Raw genomic sequence first — 15,688 nt, forward strand, 5'->3', positions numbered from 1 at the left:
TTATAATTTCTTTAGCATTTGAACCTGCTTCTTTTGATAGATTTGTGTATTCTAATGAAAATAATCATGAAAAAAATATTCTTTGTACTATCTGTTATCGCATTTATGATGGCTTGCAAGAACGACACCAAACAACAAACCAGTAAAAATTATATTGAATTGAATTATCCTGAGACTAAAAAAGTAGATACGATAGATACTTATTTTGGTAATAAAGTCCAAGACCCTTATCGATGGTTAGAAGATGATCGAAGTGAAGAAACAGAAAACTGGGTTACTACTCAAAACAAAACCACGTTTGGTTATTTAGAAAAGATTCCCTTCAGAAACGATTTGAAAAAACGTTTATCAGACCTTTGGAACTATGAAAAAGTAGGTTCTCCCTTTAAAGAAGGAAATTACACCTATTTTTATAAAAATGATGGATTACAGAACCAATATGTCGTATATCGTTTTAAAAATGAAGGAGATGAGCCAGAAGTATTCCTAGATCCAAATACTTTTAGTAAAGATGGAACTACATCTCTTGGAAGCATGAGTTTTTCTAAAGATGGTACACTACTAGCATATTCTATCTCTGAAGGAGGTAGTGATTGGCGTAAAGTGATTGTTAAAAACACAGAAACTAACGAAATCTTAGGTGATACTATAGTGGATTTAAAATTCTCAGGTATGTCTTGGAGGGGTAATGAAGGTTTTTATTATTCTAGTTATGATAAACCCAAAGGAAGCGAACTTTCTGCCAAAACAGATCAACACAAAGTATATTTTCATAAATTAGGAACTTCACAAAAAGAGGATGAGCTCATTTTTGGTGGAACTCCAGAAGAAAAACACAGATATGTTTTTGGAGGGGTAACCGATGATGGTCATTATTTAACCATTAGCGCAAGTACATCTACATCTGGAAACAAATTGTTTATCAAAGATCTTACAAAACCCGATAGCAAGCTTGTCACAATTTTAGATCATACAAATAGTGATAGTTATGTTATAGATAATGTTGCCTCTACATTGTACATTGTTACAAACTTAGATGCTCCAAATCAAAAAATAGTAACGGTAGATGCATCAAACCCTAGTCCTCAACACTGGAAAGACTTTATCCCTGAGACAAAAAATGTATTAAGTCCGAATAAAGGAGGTGGTTATTTCTTTGCAGAATATATGGTAGATGCCGTTTCTAAAGTATTACAATATGATTATGATGGTAAACTTGTTCGTGAGGTTGAGTTACCAGGCGTAGGATCTGCAAATGGATTTGGAACCAAAAAAGAAGAAAAAGAATTGTATTATTCTTTTACTAATTACAAGACGCCAACAAGTATTTATAAATACAACATCACTAATGGGACTTCAGAATTGTATCGTAAACCAAAAATTGATTTTGATCCTGAGAATTTTGAAAGTAAACAAGTATTCTATACCTCAAAAGATGGTACCAAAGTTCCAATGATTATTACCTACAAAAAAGGAGTCGAATTAAACGGAAAAAATCCAACAATTTTATATGGATATGGAGGCTTCAATATCAGTTTAACTCCTTCTTTTAGCATAGCAAATGCTGTGTGGATGGAACAAGGAGGAATTTATGCAGTGCCAAACCTAAGAGGTGGAGGAGAATATGGAAAAAAATGGCATGATGCAGGTACAAAAATGCAAAAGCAAAATGTATTTGATGATTTTATTGCTGCTGCAGAATATCTTATAGAAAATAAATATACTTCTAGTGAGTACCTTGCGATTCGAGGTGGATCTAACGGAGGATTATTAGTTGGTGCTACCATGACCCAGAGACCAGATCTTATGAAAGTAGCATTACCTGCTGTTGGGGTTCTTGATATGTTGCGTTATCATACTTTTACTGCCGGTGCGGGATGGGCTTATGATTACGGTACTGCAGAAGAAAGTAAAGCTATGTTCGAGTATTTAAATGGATATTCTCCTGTGCATAACGTAAAAGAAGGTGTGCAGTATCCAGCTACTTTGGTTACTACAGGGGATCATGATGACAGAGTAGTTCCTGCCCATTCGTTTAAGTTTGCAGCCGAGTTACAAGCAAAACAATCAGGAAACAACCCTACCTTAATACGAATAGAAACAAAAGCCGGACATGGCGCAGGAACACCCGTTAGTAAAACCATAGAACAATATGCTGATATTTTTGGTTTTACATTATTTAACATGGGATATCAAGTACTACCTGAGAAAGTTACCAAAGACGTAAAAGGATAAACCAGATATATATCCAGAAAGAAATAAAAAAGATCGTAAGCCTGAGAGGCTTACGATCTTTTTGTTTAATAACTAATTAATTTGTTATTATGACCAGTCTTTAGGTCTCTTAAAACCCATAATTTACTCCAAGTCCAAATACTTCTCTGACCTGAAATGCACCAATAGCATTATCATCATAAATAGCTTGAAAAGTTAAATTGGTAGATAAATATTTATTAATAGTCATTACAATATTCGCTGTATAATCAAGATCTACATTTTGTGGATCCTCTAAGTAATTAGAATACAGACTTAGAATATTCTCCATAGATACATTTTTCATGATGTCAAATTTGGCATAAGCATTAAGCGCCGCACCAAATTCAAAACGAGTAGTTTCATTTGCTTCTACACCAAAATATTCAAGATTGTCATCCAATAGGTTTTCAGGGTTTGTCAGATCTGTAAAATTTCCATCAACAAATATAAACCTAGCCGTTGCCGGAGCAATGTTTACCTTTAAATTATCACTTTTCTTCCATAGCATACCTGGTCCTAACTGTAGATATGCAGGAGAAAAAAGATCTGTAATTTCTGTTCTTATTTCATTTCCTTCATCATCAGTTCCAAACTCATAACCGGGAGCAAATTGTGTTCTGAAGTTTAAGAAAAATGAATAGTACCAGTTTGTTTCTTTTATTTGCTTACCAAGAAGTGAATTAAATTCAAAACGATCGTTAGTTTTACGTGTAAACTCTTGATCTTTGATTTTGGTTAATCCATAATCTGCTAGAATTTTGTTGTCCCAGGTTAAACTTCCTTTTCTGTAATTGAAATCGTAAGAAATGGAAAGATTACCTGCAATGTTTGAGGTTCCTCCTCCAAGCCATTCTGCATTAAAAGCAGATTGGTTAAATAAGAAGTTAATGTTTCCGGCCCTTGTCCACCCATCTTTTGGGGGCTCTTCTTTTTTTTCTTCTTCTTGTGCGAACATAATAGTAGCACTAAACAAGAGCACTACAGCTAGAAGTGTGTTTTTCATGTGATAGATAGTTTTAAGTAAGTTAATCGATTATTATCCCAGTCAAGAGTAGGGTAGCTAATAGAGTTTCAAAATTCATTTAGCATGACTTAACCAAAATAAATAATCATTGTACATATTTATTCGTTGGCAAATATATTTTAAGTAACGTTTTTTATCTTAAAAACATGGTGCATTGCCGGCTTTTTTCGATAAACGGCAGCATTTACAGATCAATGGACTTATTTTCTTTTGTATAGAGGAACAGAAGAGCATGCCTCACCATACATTATACTTTTTGCTACTGGCTGTAATTTCTGAAGCAACGAAATGTAGGCTCCTTCTGGAACAGGCTTATTAGAACAACCTTTTATGATAAGTAGTTTATCCTGATACACAGAAACATCAAGATCATTTATAATTTCATTGTAGATAATCGTTTCTAGAGTATCCAAAGTACCTACGACTACTTTTTTGGCAAATGAAGCCACAGAACTGGTTAATAAAAGATACGCCCAACCTGGTATTATCGCATCTGTAGAACAGGTTAATGCAATATATTTATCCTTATATTGACTCCAATCATGATCTACTACGTGTTTTCTAAAGTCTTTTTCGCGCAACAATAACCCTTCAAAAAGCCAGTTTTTTATATCAAAGAGAATACGATCACCTTCAGGGTAGTACTCTTCTAAATCAAAAGTAATCAGGTTTTTATTATTCGCAACTCTATTTACAATTTCATCGGCCATTATCGGTATCCTATTTTTTCTGATAATTCAATTTTACTTTTTGCAAAGTTTCCTGTTCCAAACGCTATTTCTTTACCATTTTCATTATACAAAGTAGATTCTGCTACAAAAAGATTTCTAGATTTAAATTTTACTTTGCCAATGGCCGTAATCAAACCTGTATTAGCAGGTCTTGTTATATTGATATTAAATGATGTTGTAAGCACAAAAGCATCTTTAACAATAGAGTTTACAGCAAAAAACGCAGCATCATCTAATAGCTTAAAATATACAGACCCGTGATTAGCGCCTAAAGCGTGAAAATATTTTTCTGATATTTCTAGCCCTATATTGGCCATTCCTTCAGAAATATCTACCGTGGTTGTATCAAATATCTTGGTATTGATATTTGCCTGCAAGTACATTTTTTCTAATTTACTATAATGCTCTTTATCCATCTCTGTATAATGAATTTAAATTAGAGCATTCCCAGTTCTAATTTTGCTTCTTCACTCATTAAATCCTGAGACCAAGGTGGATCAAAAGTAAGTTCCATTTCAACATCATTTACCGCATCCAGAGATTTCACTTTTTCTCTAATCTCTTCTGGTAATGATTCTGCTACAGGGCAGTTTGGCGATGTAAGTGTCATTAGAATTTTTACATCAAAATCTTCATTGACAAAAACATCATAAATTAATCCTAACTCGTATATATCTACAGGGATTTCAGGATCATAAATAGTTTTAAGAACTCTTACAATCTTTTCTCCCAGTTCGTTTGTATCTATAGCTATTTCGCTCATATTCGTTTTTTTAGTCGACTTTAATAGGCTCAGCCTAACAACAATAATTAATTTAACTGTGTTTGGTAGGCAATCGCATACATTTTTAATTGCTTAATCATGCTAACCAAACCATTGGCTCGTGTAGGAGACAAGTGTTCTTTTAATCCAATTTCATCAATAAAGCTTGTATCGGCATCAATAATATCTTTTGGGTGTTGCCCAGAAAAAGCTCGTATTAATATGGCTATAATACCTTTGGTTATAATTGCATCGCTATCTGCAGTGAATTCAATTTTATCGTCATTCATTTCTGCATGCACCCATACCTTACTTTGACAACCCTTAATAATATTATTGTCGGTTTTATATTTTTCTTCTATAAGAGGAAGTGATTTACCTAACTCGATCATATATTCGTATCTCTGCATCCAATCGTCAAACATACTAAACTCATCAACAATCTCTTCCTGAATTTCTTGTATAGTCATTACCTACAAATTTTGGACAAAAATACAACAAGAATAATTGCTATTCAATACTTTCTGACAATGATAGTATAGTCTTAACCAATTGTTCTATTTCTTTAGGAGGATTACCATGATCAAAACTCGCAGAAGTATATGTTTTATTTTTTGAAATAATTTTTAATTGAGCATGGGCAGCACCATCAAAAAGCCGTTTGCCACTAGGGGCCTTTAGTTGGCTAATTTTTTCTAGGGCTATTGCTTCTGTAAGAGTAATAATAGTTTCCCAATCTTTTTTTGAGCACTTTCTTGAATCAATGTTTTTAAGATTTCGATCTGTAGTCTTTTCAATAGTATCTTTATTAATGTTTATTTGAAAGAAGGTAGCCCTGGTGAGCGCTTGATATTCTACAGTTATTAGACTATTTTCTTGAGATTCATAGTCATTAATTGTCACATTTTGACCTATTGATTTTTCTTTTTCTTTAGAAATAACTTTAATTAAAGAATATTTTAATGAAGAGCCATCTTCTGTCGGGTTTTCAATTTGGCTTACCATTACTTCCAATTCATACGTATGCCCTTCTTCATAATCAAATCCTTCGATAGTATCATAAAAATATAACCAGTCATTACTTATGTTTTCTTTATACAACATACATTTTTGAGGAGCCATCCCCTCACAATCTACAAGGTGGCTAGCAATGAAGATCCTTTTTGTTTCTTGACAAGAAGCAAAAAAAACAACCATACTCAATATTAAAATAAGTTTGTTCATATTGATGTTACCTCGTTAAAATTATAGTATAAAGATACTATTGAACAGCTGCTTTCGGAAAACTTTCTCTTGGCCCTCCACTGGCAAAGACGGCTCTCATTCTATCTTTTTGGCCTTGTGTAAACATATACATACATGCATCATCGGTATAATCCATATAATTCATTGTAATATCATTAGAGTTGCAACGTACTGTTGGATATGTTGGACAGCCAAAATTAGGAGCATCTGATACTGGAGTATCATCAACAAAATCATCTAAAGAGCAGTCACCATCTCCCCAAATATGTCTCAAATTAAGCCAATGCCCTACTTCATGTGTTGTGGTTCTACCTCGGTTAAAAGGTGCAGAAACCGATCCCTCGGTTCCAAAAAACTGTGGTGAGATCACTATTCCATCTGTTGCCGTATTATCCCCAGGAAATTGTGCATATCCTAAAACTCCTCCTCCGATATTACACACCCAAATATTTAAATGTGTTGAAGAATCAATTGCATTAGAGCCACCATTTGAGGAAAATTTCATTTGATCGTTTGTTCCCCATTCGGATCGGGTAGATGAAACTCTTATAATGGTATCTAATTCAAAATGAACCCTAATGTTGGCAGATAAATTGGAGAACTCTTCTGGAACTTGGCCAATATCTGTATTCGTTTTTGTAAAATCCTCGTTTAAAACTTTAATCTGCGAGACAATTTGTGGATTACAAATATTTTCTTCGCTTTTGCTATAAATTACATGCACCACTGTTGGGATGGTAATGACATCCAAATCATTGGCTTTCCCACTTTTTCTAAGTGCAATAAAAGCTTCACATTGTTTTTCTATAGATTCCATTCTGGATTTTAGATTTGGGCTTTTAGCAATATGTTGTTCTAAAACCTCCATAGTACTACACCTTTTTGTAGCATCACCATCTGACGATTTATATATGGTTTTAGCTTTTTCCACATCCATGCATTCTGGATTGTTTGTTTGCTGCGTCGGACAACCTACTAAGAAAAATAACAAAAGGATTACACCAGGAATTACGAGCTTTTTCATTTTTAAGAGTATTAAATATGTGCCAAAAAAGAAGGTTTTTTTCATCGTTCCATGAAACGAACACTAAAATTTAACAGTTTGATTAACAAACAATTAACACGGTTTTTTATACTCTAATTTAGTGATTTCTCTACTCATATCAAATAAAAAGAGGGAGTATAAAACTCCCTCAGCTTAAATAACAATTATACAAACACAACTAGTAAATACTACTATTTTTGGATCATTACTTTTTTGGTCACTGTAGTTCCTTCTGCATATACTTTTGCAAAATAGTGACCTGGTCGCAAATCAGAAACATTAATCTGATTGGTGGTTGAGCTTCTAATAAGTTGACCATTCTGACTATAAAACTCTATCTTATCCAGAGCAAGATTATCTAATTTAATATTTAGAACTTTGTTGGCAGGATTAGGAAAAGTTTTAACTTCAATTTCTGCCGGTTCATAGGTTACTAATGGGTTATCACAAGTATTTTCTGAAGTGATATCTCCAGAGGTTGCTATATCTAATAAGAAGGTTTGTTGTGCATCAAGGTTCCCTTTTAATTTATAATCAAACCATGAGTTTAAGAATTGAAATGTGATGGCTTGTTGCTGACTTCTTGTAATTTGAATGTTCCCCGAAGAACTATTTTCTCCAAAATCGCAAAAGAAATTACTGTTAGCATAATAACAATGTGCGCCTCCTGTAATATTGATAAAATATTTACAATCAGAACCTAAGTTGTTATAAATAGGAATATGATGCTCGTCTGGAGGAGTTACCCCATCCGCACTTCCTGAAAATACAATTGCATCTTCTGAAACCATAGATGCCGGAGTTAACGTGTCAAACCGTAATAAGGCTGGTGCAAAAGTTACTAGTGTTTCTACCTCAACCATAGAGGCCGCCACTGTAGCGGCTCCACCTCCCATAGAATGACCGATTAAGGCTGTTTTATCGTCTACAATACCAAAAAGAACAGAACTCTGGTTATTGTTTTCGGCCTGAATGGCCCCGACCATAAATGCGAGATCTTTAGAATACGCCTCATGATTGGCAAAAAAGGACCCTTCTGTGTTTACAAAAACAACAATATACCCCCTGGATACAAGAGTATTATAAAAATTTTGATAGGCATCAGAGCCCATTACAAAACCATGACCAAGTACAACTACAGGAAAAGATTCTTGGGCTACATTAGTTTGATTTTGTCTAGTAATGTTAGGATAATAAATCCTGGCATTGACTCTTCGATTACGTCTATCTGCATCTCTGAAGGTTTTAGAGCTTGATCTTACATCGTAGTCCTGAGCGATACCGCTGCAAACTAGAAAAAAAACTGACAGAATACTTAACAGTACTGTTTTCATAATATATTTATTTTTGGTTAAATTGAATCTGTTAAAGTTATTTTGAAAAAAGCTTTTTTGCAAGAATAATCTAATTTTTTTTAACATTTTACCTAAGATATTAGTCATAAATGACTTAAAATGTCAGGTTTTTAAGGCTCTGACAACTAGTTGTTTATTGAAAAATATTTTGGTGAACCACTTTTTTTCATAATAGTATAAGAGAAACAATGCAAAAACACATGGTATTTGTATTACTCTAAAAAACTCTTGAAAAATTTATAAAAAAAAGACCCTAATTTGTATTAGAGTCTTCAATATTTCTACGCATACCTAGAAGTATACTTCTTGTATAAGAATTATAAAAATTAACTTACGATAACATCATTTTTGCTTTTTTAACAGCTTCTACCAAGGCATCGATTTCTTCTTTAGTATTATAAAATGAAAAAGAAGCCCGTATCGTTCCAGGTATTTTATAAAAATCCATAATAGGTTGAGCACAATGATGTCCCGTGCGGACAGCAATACCTAACTTATCTACAATAGTTCCTACATCATAGGGGTGGATATTTTCTAAATTAAAGGAAATTACCGAAGTCTTGTTTTCAGAAGTTCCATAGATTTTTAATCCCTCTATTTCCAATAATTTTTTTGTTCCATATTCGAGAAGTTCATTTTCGTAAGAAGCAATAGTATCAAAACCAATGTTATTCATATACTCTAGAGCAGCACCAAATGCAATACCACCACAAATATTAGGCGTTCCTGCTTCAAACTTATGAGGGAGACCGGCATAGGTGGTTTTCTCAAAGGTAACCTGTTCGATCATTTCACCACCTCCTTGATAAGGAGGCAATTTATTGAGCCACTCCTCTTTTCCGTATAGCAGTCCTACACCCGTTGGTCCACAAAGTTTGTGCGCAGATGCTACATAAAAGTCAGCATCTAATGCCTGAACATCTGGTTTAATATGCGGACAAGATTGAGCACCATCTATAAGCACTGCAGCACCTACTTTGTGCGCTTTTTCTATAATTTCTTCAATAGGGTTTATGGTACCCAAGGCATTAGAAATATGATTGGTAAAAACTAGTTTGGTTTTGTCACACAGTAAACTATCATAGACATCCATCAACAACTCTCCATCTTCATTCATTGGGATTACCTTAAGAACTGCACCCGTGCGCTCACATAACATTTGCCAAGGTACTATATTGGAGTGATGCTCAAGTGCAGAAACAATAATCTCATCTCCTTTAGAAAGAAAATTAGTAAATCCTGTTGCTACTATATTAATGCTATGTGTTGTTCCCGAAGTAAGAATAATCTCATGAGCATGTTTCGCATTAAAATGTTGTTGTATTGTTTTACGAGCGACCTCATAAGCATCTGTAGCTTCTTGAGATAAGGTATGAACACCTCGATGAATATTGGCGTTATAATTACTATAATAATCCACTATGGTATCTATTACAACTTGTGGAGTTTGGGATGTGGCGGCATTATCAAAATAGACCAAAGGTTTTCCATTTACTTTTCTTTTAAGGATTGGAAAATCTTCTCTGATTTTATGTACATCAAGCATAGTAATTTCTTTCTGCAAAAGTACTAAGTATTTCTAATTAGGATTGTTTATTTTTAGAATGATTTAACCTTAACGGAAATGATGCGATTTAAAAAGATTTTTGGAATTACATTTTTAGTTTTAATCATAAGTATTTGTGGTATTGCAGGTCTTAACTATTCTAAGCTTACCATTTTAACGGGCTATTCTGCAAAACACATGAATTCTTCTGTTTTCATCGGAAATAGAAGCGTAGAATTTACCGACACCAAGGACAACAATTTTGCTCCGGTCAATCTAGCAGACGATAAAGTAAACATGCAAGAAAAAACATCGGTTGCTTCTGTTTTTGGCCTTAAGGAAAGAAAAGCGGTGTATAGAGAAGGTCTAGGTAGCGTTCTAATCAATGAAGATTTTGACCAAAGTCAACCTATAGTTATTCCCAACAGAATTAAAACAAAAACCGGCCTCCCTTATCCTTATGGAGAACTATCACAAAAAGATACCGTATTTAATACTATAGATTATGAGAAGATAAACACCACTGTAGCTTCAATATTTGATAGTAATAACGAAAATATAAAGAAAACAAGAGCGGTTATGGTGTTGTATAAAGACCAAATTATTGCCGAAAAATATGTAGATGGGTTAGATAAAAACTCCAAGTTACCCGGTTGGTCAATGACCAAAAGTGTATTAGCCACAGTGTATGGAGTGCTACAAAAGCAAGGCGCTATTAATATTAAAGATAAAGCCCCTGTGGCGGAATGGCAAAATGATGAAAGAAGAGACATCACAATTCATAATCTATTACAAATGAATTGTGGTTTAGAATGGGATGAAGATTATGGTTCTATTTCTGATGCTACAAAGATGTTGTATCTGGATAGTGATATGACTACTGCTCAAATTCATAAAAAGGCAATATACAAACCAAACGAGTATTGGTATTACTCATCGGGGGTTTCTAATTTGTTATCTGGAATTTTAAGAAACTATTTTTCTAGTTATCAAGAATATCTTGACTATCCCTATCGAGAACTTATCGACAAAATAGGAATGCATTCTATGCTAATAGAAACTGATATTGCCGGTAATTATGTAGGCTCTTCTTATGCCTGGGCAACAGTCCGGGATTGGGCTAAGTTTGGCCTTTTATATCTTCATAGGGGCAACTGGAACGGAACACAGATTTTTAACCCTGAATGGACAGACTATGTAACGACACCAAGTCCAACTTCTGAAGGTGATTATGGTGGTCATTTTTGGTTAAATGCAGGAGGCTTTTATCCTGATGCGCCTAGAGATATGTTCTCCGCAAATGGATATCAGGGCCAACGCGTATTTATTATCCCTTCAAAAAATTTGGTCATTGTGCGTTTTGGGTTGATCGGAGATGCAGGAGTAGATTTTAACACCTTTTTAAAAGAGATGGTTAGCGCTGTAGAATAAAATATCTCATAGGATTGAACCTATGAGATCTAGGATGCTTGACTACCTTCCAAAATAATCGTAGTATCGTTCTGCGTGTTGCTCATAGCGTTTAATAAGATCAATATTTTTCTTTTCCAAATTGGTTAATTGACTTCTAATATCTGTGGACACAGGAATATACCAATCAATTTGAGTATCGAAAAAATATCGCATTTTTCTATTTTTAAAAGAATATCCATGCCTTGCATAAATAAGATTGCGAAGTACTTCTAATTCTCCTTTATTAAGGTTTTCTATATCTTGATTGGTTAATGTTTGTGTAGAGGCATTAAGTTTTCTTATTAGATCATCATCAATTGCTTCCATTTTACTTCCTGTATCTCTTTCGTCTTGAGAATCATATAATGGAATATTACTATCATACTCGTAGTCATGCAGGTTTAAATTAGGGTCATACTTATATACTCTCAAATTAAGGTTATATTTTCTTTTTGGAACCGCCAAATTTTTATCATTAGCCAACCAAATCCCTTTGATTATTTTCTTTTTTGGATCAAATGTAAACTCAAAAACACCATCATACTTATCATTTCCTGGTTCTGAAACAAAAGCTTGAAGAGTTTCTTTGTCAAATGTACCTTTGAATAGCCTTGAATTACCTGCTACAACGGAATGCCCAAATAAAGAGTCATTTTTTATGGCATCAACAGAAATATTGATTTTATTATGATATGACCCTTTTTTCATATAAATATCATCAGAATCATAATCAGTGGCATTAAAACTGCCAACATAAAAACCTAACAAATTATCATTTGAGCTATTATTAGTGATATCCTTATCTACGACCTCACTTTCAGTTTTCTTATCAGAAGCCACATCTTTTTGTGGGTCTTCGGTTAAAACTTCTTGTTGCTTCGGTTCTTGTTTACACGAAAAAAGTAGCATAATTGATAAAAAGAGCGTTATTTTCTTCATTTTAATTGATTTTAGGTAAAGTCTAGGCTTTATTTTTTATATATTTTAAAATTATTATTTCGGCAATAATCAGATTTAATACCCATCCGAGCCAGGCTACAATTTGATACACATCCATCGGTCTTGGTTGAAAAACTAAGACAATTAAATATTTCCATAAGCGCAGTGTAATTGCAGATAATGTTAGCGCAAAACTTCTGATCATAAATATTTGATGTTTTTGATACTCTTTTTGTCTCAAAGCTAAAATTGCTTGTAAACTAAACCAAAACCAACCTACAGCTAATAAACAAAAGGCTAATTGAGACCAAAACCCGCCATTAGCATAATACCCGATAACCAATCCAGATGGTGCTGCAAATACTAAAATAGATACCAAATAAATCCAACCAGCAATTCGATGTATTCTAGTGTATTTAGTTCTTATTGTTTTAGAAAATTGCGTAAACCCTGCAAAAAGCGAAAATACTGAAAAGATAACATGCGTATAAAATGCAATTCTATAGTGTGCAAAATGAATGTATTGTTGCTTAATTCTCAGAAACGCAACATCAAAATTAATCGGGAAATATTGTACTGTAATTCTGAACATTAAGATGCAGAAAAATGCATAGATTAATAAAAGGAAATAATGATATGTATTCGTTTTCTGCATAAAATAAAAAAACCTCAACAAATATATGAAGAGGTTTTTATACGATTAAAATTTATTTTTATAGATCAAAACCAATATTTACATTAAGTTTATTGGCTATAAGCTTATTAATTCTACTTTTTAACTGTGGTATTTTTACACTTTCTAATACATTATTTGCAAAGGCATACATCATCAAAGCTCTGGCTTCTTTCTCTCCAATACCACGTGATCTCATATAAAACAATGCATTTTCATCCAGCTGCCCAATAGTACAACCATGAGAACACTTAACATCATCAGCAAAAATTTCTAATTGAGGTTTTGAGTTAATAGTAGCTTTGTCACTTAACAGGATATTATTATTAGACTGAAATGCATTTGTTTTTTGCGCTTCTTTGTTTACAATGATTTTTCCATTAAAAACGCCAGTTGCCTTTTCATCAAAAATACCTTTATAATCCTGATGGCTTTCACAATTTGGGGCCGTATGATGCACAAGTGTGTTGTGATCAACATGTTGTTTCCCTTCAATAATTGTTATTCCATTCAAAATAGAGTCTATACCCTCTCCTTGTTGAAAGAAATTTAAATTATTTCTTGTTACATTTCCTCCAAAGGCAAAAGTATGAACTGATGCTACACTTTGGGCTTGTTGTTGTATATAAGTATTATCGATAAGCGAAGCATGCTCGTTATCATTCTGGATTTTGTAATAATCTACGACCGCTCTCTTGTCTACAAAAATCTCGGTAACAGAGTTTGTCAACACTGGATTATCGGTAAGACTCTGATGGCGTTCGATAATCTGCACATGCGAATTTTCTTCTACAATAATCAGGTTACGTGGCTGTAACATCTGAGCTGATTCTTTTCCTGTAGAAAAATGAATAATCTGTATAGGCTTATCGGCAAGACGGTTTTTTGGTATATAGATATACGCTCCTTCTTTTGAAAAAGCTGTATTCAAAGAGGTAAGTCCATCCTGACGAGCCGTTTTATTAAAATAATTGTCTATTAAAGATTTGTATTTATCATGACTTAATGCAGACGACATAAGACATACATCCATCTTATCATGAGTGGTCTCAGACAAGTGAGATGAATACTTACCATCAATAAAAACAATCTTATAAGTGTCTAAATCATGAAGAAAGAATTTTTTTATATCCTTAAATTCTAATGCATTTTCTTCTTTTGGAAAAATACTATAATCATGCTTTAAGACGGCATTTAGGGAAGTATATTTCCAGGCTTCTTCTTTTTTGGTAGGAAAACCTTTTTCTTCAAAAACTTTGATGGCCTGGCTTCTAATATCATGTACAGGAGCATCTACATCAACTGTATTTTCAAAGGCCAAAAAAGAGGATATTAATTTATCTTTCAATTCCATTTCTTAGGTATTTGTTGATCGTTGTTCGTTGATTATATTATGTTTCGATAAACAATCAATCATTAACGATAAACCAAAATTTATGCGTTTATCTCTTCTTTAATCCAATCGTATCCTTTTTCTTCTAACTCAAGAGCTAGTTCTTTGGTCCCAGATTTCACAATTTTACCATCATATAAAACATGTACAAAATCAGGAACGATATAATCTAATAATCTTTGATAATGTGTAATAACGACAATAGCATTGTCTTGGCCTTTTAGCTTATTTACTCCATTAGCAACAATTCTTAAGGCGTCGATATCGAGTCCAGAATCTGTTTCATCCAGAATAGCCAATTTGGGCTCCATCATAGCCATCTGAAAGATTTCATTTCTCTTTTTTTCACCTCCAGAAAATCCTTCATTCAGTGAACGGGACAGGAATTTACGATCAATCTCTAAAAGCTCTGATTTCTCACGAATTTTTTTCAGCATATCCTTAGCAGGCATTTCTTCTAGACCTTGCGCTTTTCTGGTTTCGTTGATAGCCGTTTTCATGAAATTGGTTACCGTTACCCCTGGAATTTCAACTGGATATTGAAACGAAAGAAAAACGCCTTTATGAGCGCGTTCTTCTGCTGCCAATTCTTCTATATCTTCTCCATCTAGATGAATTCCTCCGCTTGTAACCTCATACTCTTCTTTACCTGCAATAATATTTGCTAATGTACTTTTACCTGCTCCATTAGGTCCCATTATAGCATGAATCTCTCCTGCTTTAACATTTAAGTTAAGACCTTTTAGAATTTCTTTATCTTCTACACTAGCGTGTAAATCCTTTATTTCTAACATGCTACACAATTCTTTTATCTCTACGTATTGAGATATATTTATCTATTATTCTTCTTTTTCTTTATTTTGATTTTCATCGGAGTTTTCTTCGGTATCTGAAGACTTAATTTTAGTGGGCAGTTCAGATGTCGGTGCACTAACTCCTATGATTTCTTTTATTTCCACGATTTCTTCCCACCCTTGTTCTGGATTAGGTTTTATAATTCCTTTTATAACTACAGGAACCATATCATATTCTTCCCGCTGCAAAGGGGATACTTTCTTGGCTAACTCGCGAGTAATTTCGTCAATTACAACTCCATAAATGAAGTCTTTCCCTTTTATAACCGCCGCATCATCAATAAGAATAAATTCACCTCGAATTAGGTTGGGGTCATCGTTTTTGTTTTCGGTTTTACAACAAAAAAGTATAAGGCTTAGGGCAATGAGAAGAAGTGGTTGTTTCATTAATGTTGATTTGATGTTTATTTAG

Annotated in this window: 16 protein-coding genes; 2 read left to right on the top strand and 14 right to left on the bottom strand. The window is 33.6% G+C overall.

Annotated elements, in window-relative coordinates:
• Positions 1 to 66: 66 nt before the first annotated feature.
• Positions 67 to 2,235 carry a prolyl oligopeptidase family serine peptidase gene (locus JJQ60_RS17790; RefSeq protein WP_201923455.1) on the top strand — a complete coding sequence of 723 codons (2,169 nt, stop codon included), beginning with the start codon at positions 67 to 69 and terminating at the stop codon, positions 2,233 to 2,235.
• A 109-nt stretch (positions 2,236 to 2,344) separates the two neighbouring features.
• Here JJQ60_RS17790 and JJQ60_RS17795 read toward each other — a convergent pair whose 3' ends face one another.
• The 9 genes from JJQ60_RS17795 to JJQ60_RS17835 form a co-directional block, all read right to left on the bottom strand.
• On the bottom strand, positions 2,345 to 3,259 hold the full coding sequence (locus JJQ60_RS17795; protein ID WP_201923456.1) for a DUF3078 domain-containing protein: 915 nt from the start codon (positions 3,257 to 3,259) through the stop codon (positions 2,345 to 2,347).
• 221 nt (positions 3,260 to 3,480) lie between these two features.
• Positions 3,481 to 3,990 carry a DUF2480 family protein gene (locus tag JJQ60_RS17800; RefSeq protein WP_201923458.1) on the bottom strand — a complete coding sequence of 170 codons (510 nt, stop codon included), beginning with the start codon at positions 3,988 to 3,990 and terminating at the stop codon, positions 3,481 to 3,483.
• Complete coding sequence (locus JJQ60_RS17805) at positions 3,990 to 4,427, bottom strand: PaaI family thioesterase (RefSeq protein ID WP_201923460.1); 438 nt, start codon at positions 4,425 to 4,427, stop codon at positions 3,990 to 3,992. The genes JJQ60_RS17800 and JJQ60_RS17805 overlap by 1 nt, the downstream gene beginning before the upstream one ends.
• Positions 4,428 to 4,447: 20 nt before the next feature.
• Positions 4,448 to 4,774 carry a DUF59 domain-containing protein gene (locus JJQ60_RS17810; protein ID WP_201923461.1) on the bottom strand — a complete coding sequence of 109 codons (327 nt, stop codon included), beginning with the start codon at positions 4,772 to 4,774 and terminating at the stop codon, positions 4,448 to 4,450.
• Positions 4,775 to 4,821: 47 nt separating this feature from the next.
• Entirely contained in the window at positions 4,822 to 5,244 is a 423-nt protein-coding gene (locus tag JJQ60_RS17815; RefSeq protein ID WP_201923462.1) for a SufE family protein, read from the bottom strand.
• A 40-nt stretch (positions 5,245 to 5,284) separates the two neighbouring features.
• Positions 5,285 to 5,998 (bottom strand): DUF4377 domain-containing protein, encoded by a 714-nt coding sequence (locus JJQ60_RS17820; protein ID WP_201923463.1) that lies wholly within the window; start codon positions 5,996 to 5,998, stop codon positions 5,285 to 5,287.
• Positions 5,999 to 6,035: 37 nt separating this feature from the next.
• Entirely contained in the window at positions 6,036 to 7,043 is a 1,008-nt protein-coding gene (locus JJQ60_RS17825; protein ID WP_201923464.1) for a zinc metalloprotease, read from the bottom strand.
• A gap of 212 nt (positions 7,044 to 7,255) precedes the next feature.
• Positions 7,256 to 8,398, bottom strand: a complete 1,143-nt coding sequence (locus tag JJQ60_RS17830) for a poly(ethylene terephthalate) hydrolase family protein (RefSeq protein ID WP_201923465.1) — start codon at positions 8,396 to 8,398, stop codon at positions 7,256 to 7,258.
• Between the two features lie 352 nt (positions 8,399 to 8,750).
• Positions 8,751 to 9,965 (bottom strand): aminotransferase class V-fold PLP-dependent enzyme, encoded by a 1,215-nt coding sequence (locus JJQ60_RS17835; protein ID WP_201923616.1) that lies wholly within the window; start codon positions 9,963 to 9,965, stop codon positions 8,751 to 8,753.
• 78 nt (positions 9,966 to 10,043) lie between these two features.
• On the opposite strand from JJQ60_RS17835, the gene JJQ60_RS17840 reads away from it, so the two are divergent.
• Positions 10,044 to 11,396 (top strand): serine hydrolase domain-containing protein, encoded by a 1,353-nt coding sequence (locus JJQ60_RS17840; protein WP_201923467.1) that lies wholly within the window; start codon positions 10,044 to 10,046, stop codon positions 11,394 to 11,396.
• Positions 11,397 to 11,438: 42 nt separating this feature from the next.
• On the opposite strand, the gene JJQ60_RS17845 is transcribed toward JJQ60_RS17840, so the two are convergent.
• The 5 genes from JJQ60_RS17845 to JJQ60_RS17865 form a co-directional block, all read right to left on the bottom strand.
• Entirely contained in the window at positions 11,439 to 12,356 is a 918-nt protein-coding gene (locus JJQ60_RS17845; protein WP_201923470.1) for a YARHG domain-containing protein, read from the bottom strand.
• A 22-nt stretch (positions 12,357 to 12,378) separates the two neighbouring features.
• Positions 12,379 to 12,948 (bottom strand): DUF2306 domain-containing protein, encoded by a 570-nt coding sequence (locus JJQ60_RS17850; protein WP_201923472.1) that lies wholly within the window; start codon positions 12,946 to 12,948, stop codon positions 12,379 to 12,381.
• A gap of 121 nt (positions 12,949 to 13,069) precedes the next feature.
• Positions 13,070 to 14,383, bottom strand: a complete 1,314-nt coding sequence (sufD, locus tag JJQ60_RS17855; RefSeq protein ID WP_201923474.1) for a Fe-S cluster assembly protein SufD — start codon at positions 14,381 to 14,383, stop codon at positions 13,070 to 13,072.
• Between the two features lie 80 nt (positions 14,384 to 14,463).
• Positions 14,464 to 15,216, bottom strand: a complete 753-nt coding sequence (sufC, locus tag JJQ60_RS17860) for a Fe-S cluster assembly ATPase SufC (RefSeq protein WP_201923476.1) — start codon at positions 15,214 to 15,216, stop codon at positions 14,464 to 14,466.
• A 45-nt stretch (positions 15,217 to 15,261) separates the two neighbouring features.
• Positions 15,262 to 15,663 (bottom strand): hypothetical protein, encoded by a 402-nt coding sequence (locus JJQ60_RS17865; RefSeq protein ID WP_201923477.1) that lies wholly within the window; start codon positions 15,661 to 15,663, stop codon positions 15,262 to 15,264.
• Between the last annotated feature and the right edge of the window lie 25 nt (positions 15,664 to 15,688).

The organism is Aquimarina mytili (assembly GCF_016735115.1).
Lineage (GTDB): Bacteria > Bacteroidota > Bacteroidia > Flavobacteriales > Flavobacteriaceae > Aquimarina > Aquimarina mytili.

Excerpts from the sequence above, each read along its gene's own strand:
- JJQ60_RS17790 (WP_201923455.1), top strand. The coding sequence starts at position 67 with ATGAAAAAAATATTCTTTGTACTATCTGTTATCGCATTTATGATGGCT.
- JJQ60_RS17800 (WP_201923458.1), bottom strand. The coding sequence starts at position 3,990 with ATGGCCGATGAAATTGTAAATAGAGTTGCGAATAATAAAAACCTGATT.
- sufD (WP_201923474.1), bottom strand. The coding sequence starts at position 14,383 with ATGGAATTGAAAGATAAATTAATATCCTCTTTTTTGGCCTTTGAAAAT.
- JJQ60_RS17815 (WP_201923462.1), bottom strand. The coding sequence starts at position 5,244 with ATGACTATACAAGAAATTCAGGAAGAGATTGTTGATGAGTTTAGTATG.
- JJQ60_RS17795 (WP_201923456.1), bottom strand. The coding sequence starts at position 3,259 with ATGAAAAACACACTTCTAGCTGTAGTGCTCTTGTTTAGTGCTACTATT.
- JJQ60_RS17845 (WP_201923470.1), bottom strand. The coding sequence starts at position 12,356 with ATGAAGAAAATAACGCTCTTTTTATCAATTATGCTACTTTTTTCGTGT.
- JJQ60_RS17825 (WP_201923464.1), bottom strand. The coding sequence starts at position 7,043 with ATGAAAAAGCTCGTAATTCCTGGTGTAATCCTTTTGTTATTTTTCTTA.
- JJQ60_RS17820 (WP_201923463.1), bottom strand. The coding sequence starts at position 5,998 with ATGAACAAACTTATTTTAATATTGAGTATGGTTGTTTTTTTTGCTTCT.
- JJQ60_RS17835 (WP_201923616.1), bottom strand. The coding sequence starts at position 9,965 with ATGCTTGATGTACATAAAATCAGAGAAGATTTTCCAATCCTTAAAAGA.
- JJQ60_RS17865 (WP_201923477.1), bottom strand. The coding sequence starts at position 15,663 with ATGAAACAACCACTTCTTCTCATTGCCCTAAGCCTTATACTTTTTTGT.
- JJQ60_RS17805 (WP_201923460.1), bottom strand. The coding sequence starts at position 4,427 with ATGGATAAAGAGCATTATAGTAAATTAGAAAAAATGTACTTGCAGGCA.
- JJQ60_RS17810 (WP_201923461.1), bottom strand. The coding sequence starts at position 4,774 with ATGAGCGAAATAGCTATAGATACAAACGAACTGGGAGAAAAGATTGTA.
- JJQ60_RS17840 (WP_201923467.1), top strand. The coding sequence starts at position 10,044 with ATGATGCGATTTAAAAAGATTTTTGGAATTACATTTTTAGTTTTAATC.
- JJQ60_RS17850 (WP_201923472.1), bottom strand. The coding sequence starts at position 12,948 with ATGTTCAGAATTACAGTACAATATTTCCCGATTAATTTTGATGTTGCG.
- JJQ60_RS17830 (WP_201923465.1), bottom strand. The coding sequence starts at position 8,398 with ATGAAAACAGTACTGTTAAGTATTCTGTCAGTTTTTTTTCTAGTTTGC.
- sufC (WP_201923476.1), bottom strand. The coding sequence starts at position 15,216 with ATGTTAGAAATAAAGGATTTACACGCTAGTGTAGAAGATAAAGAAATT.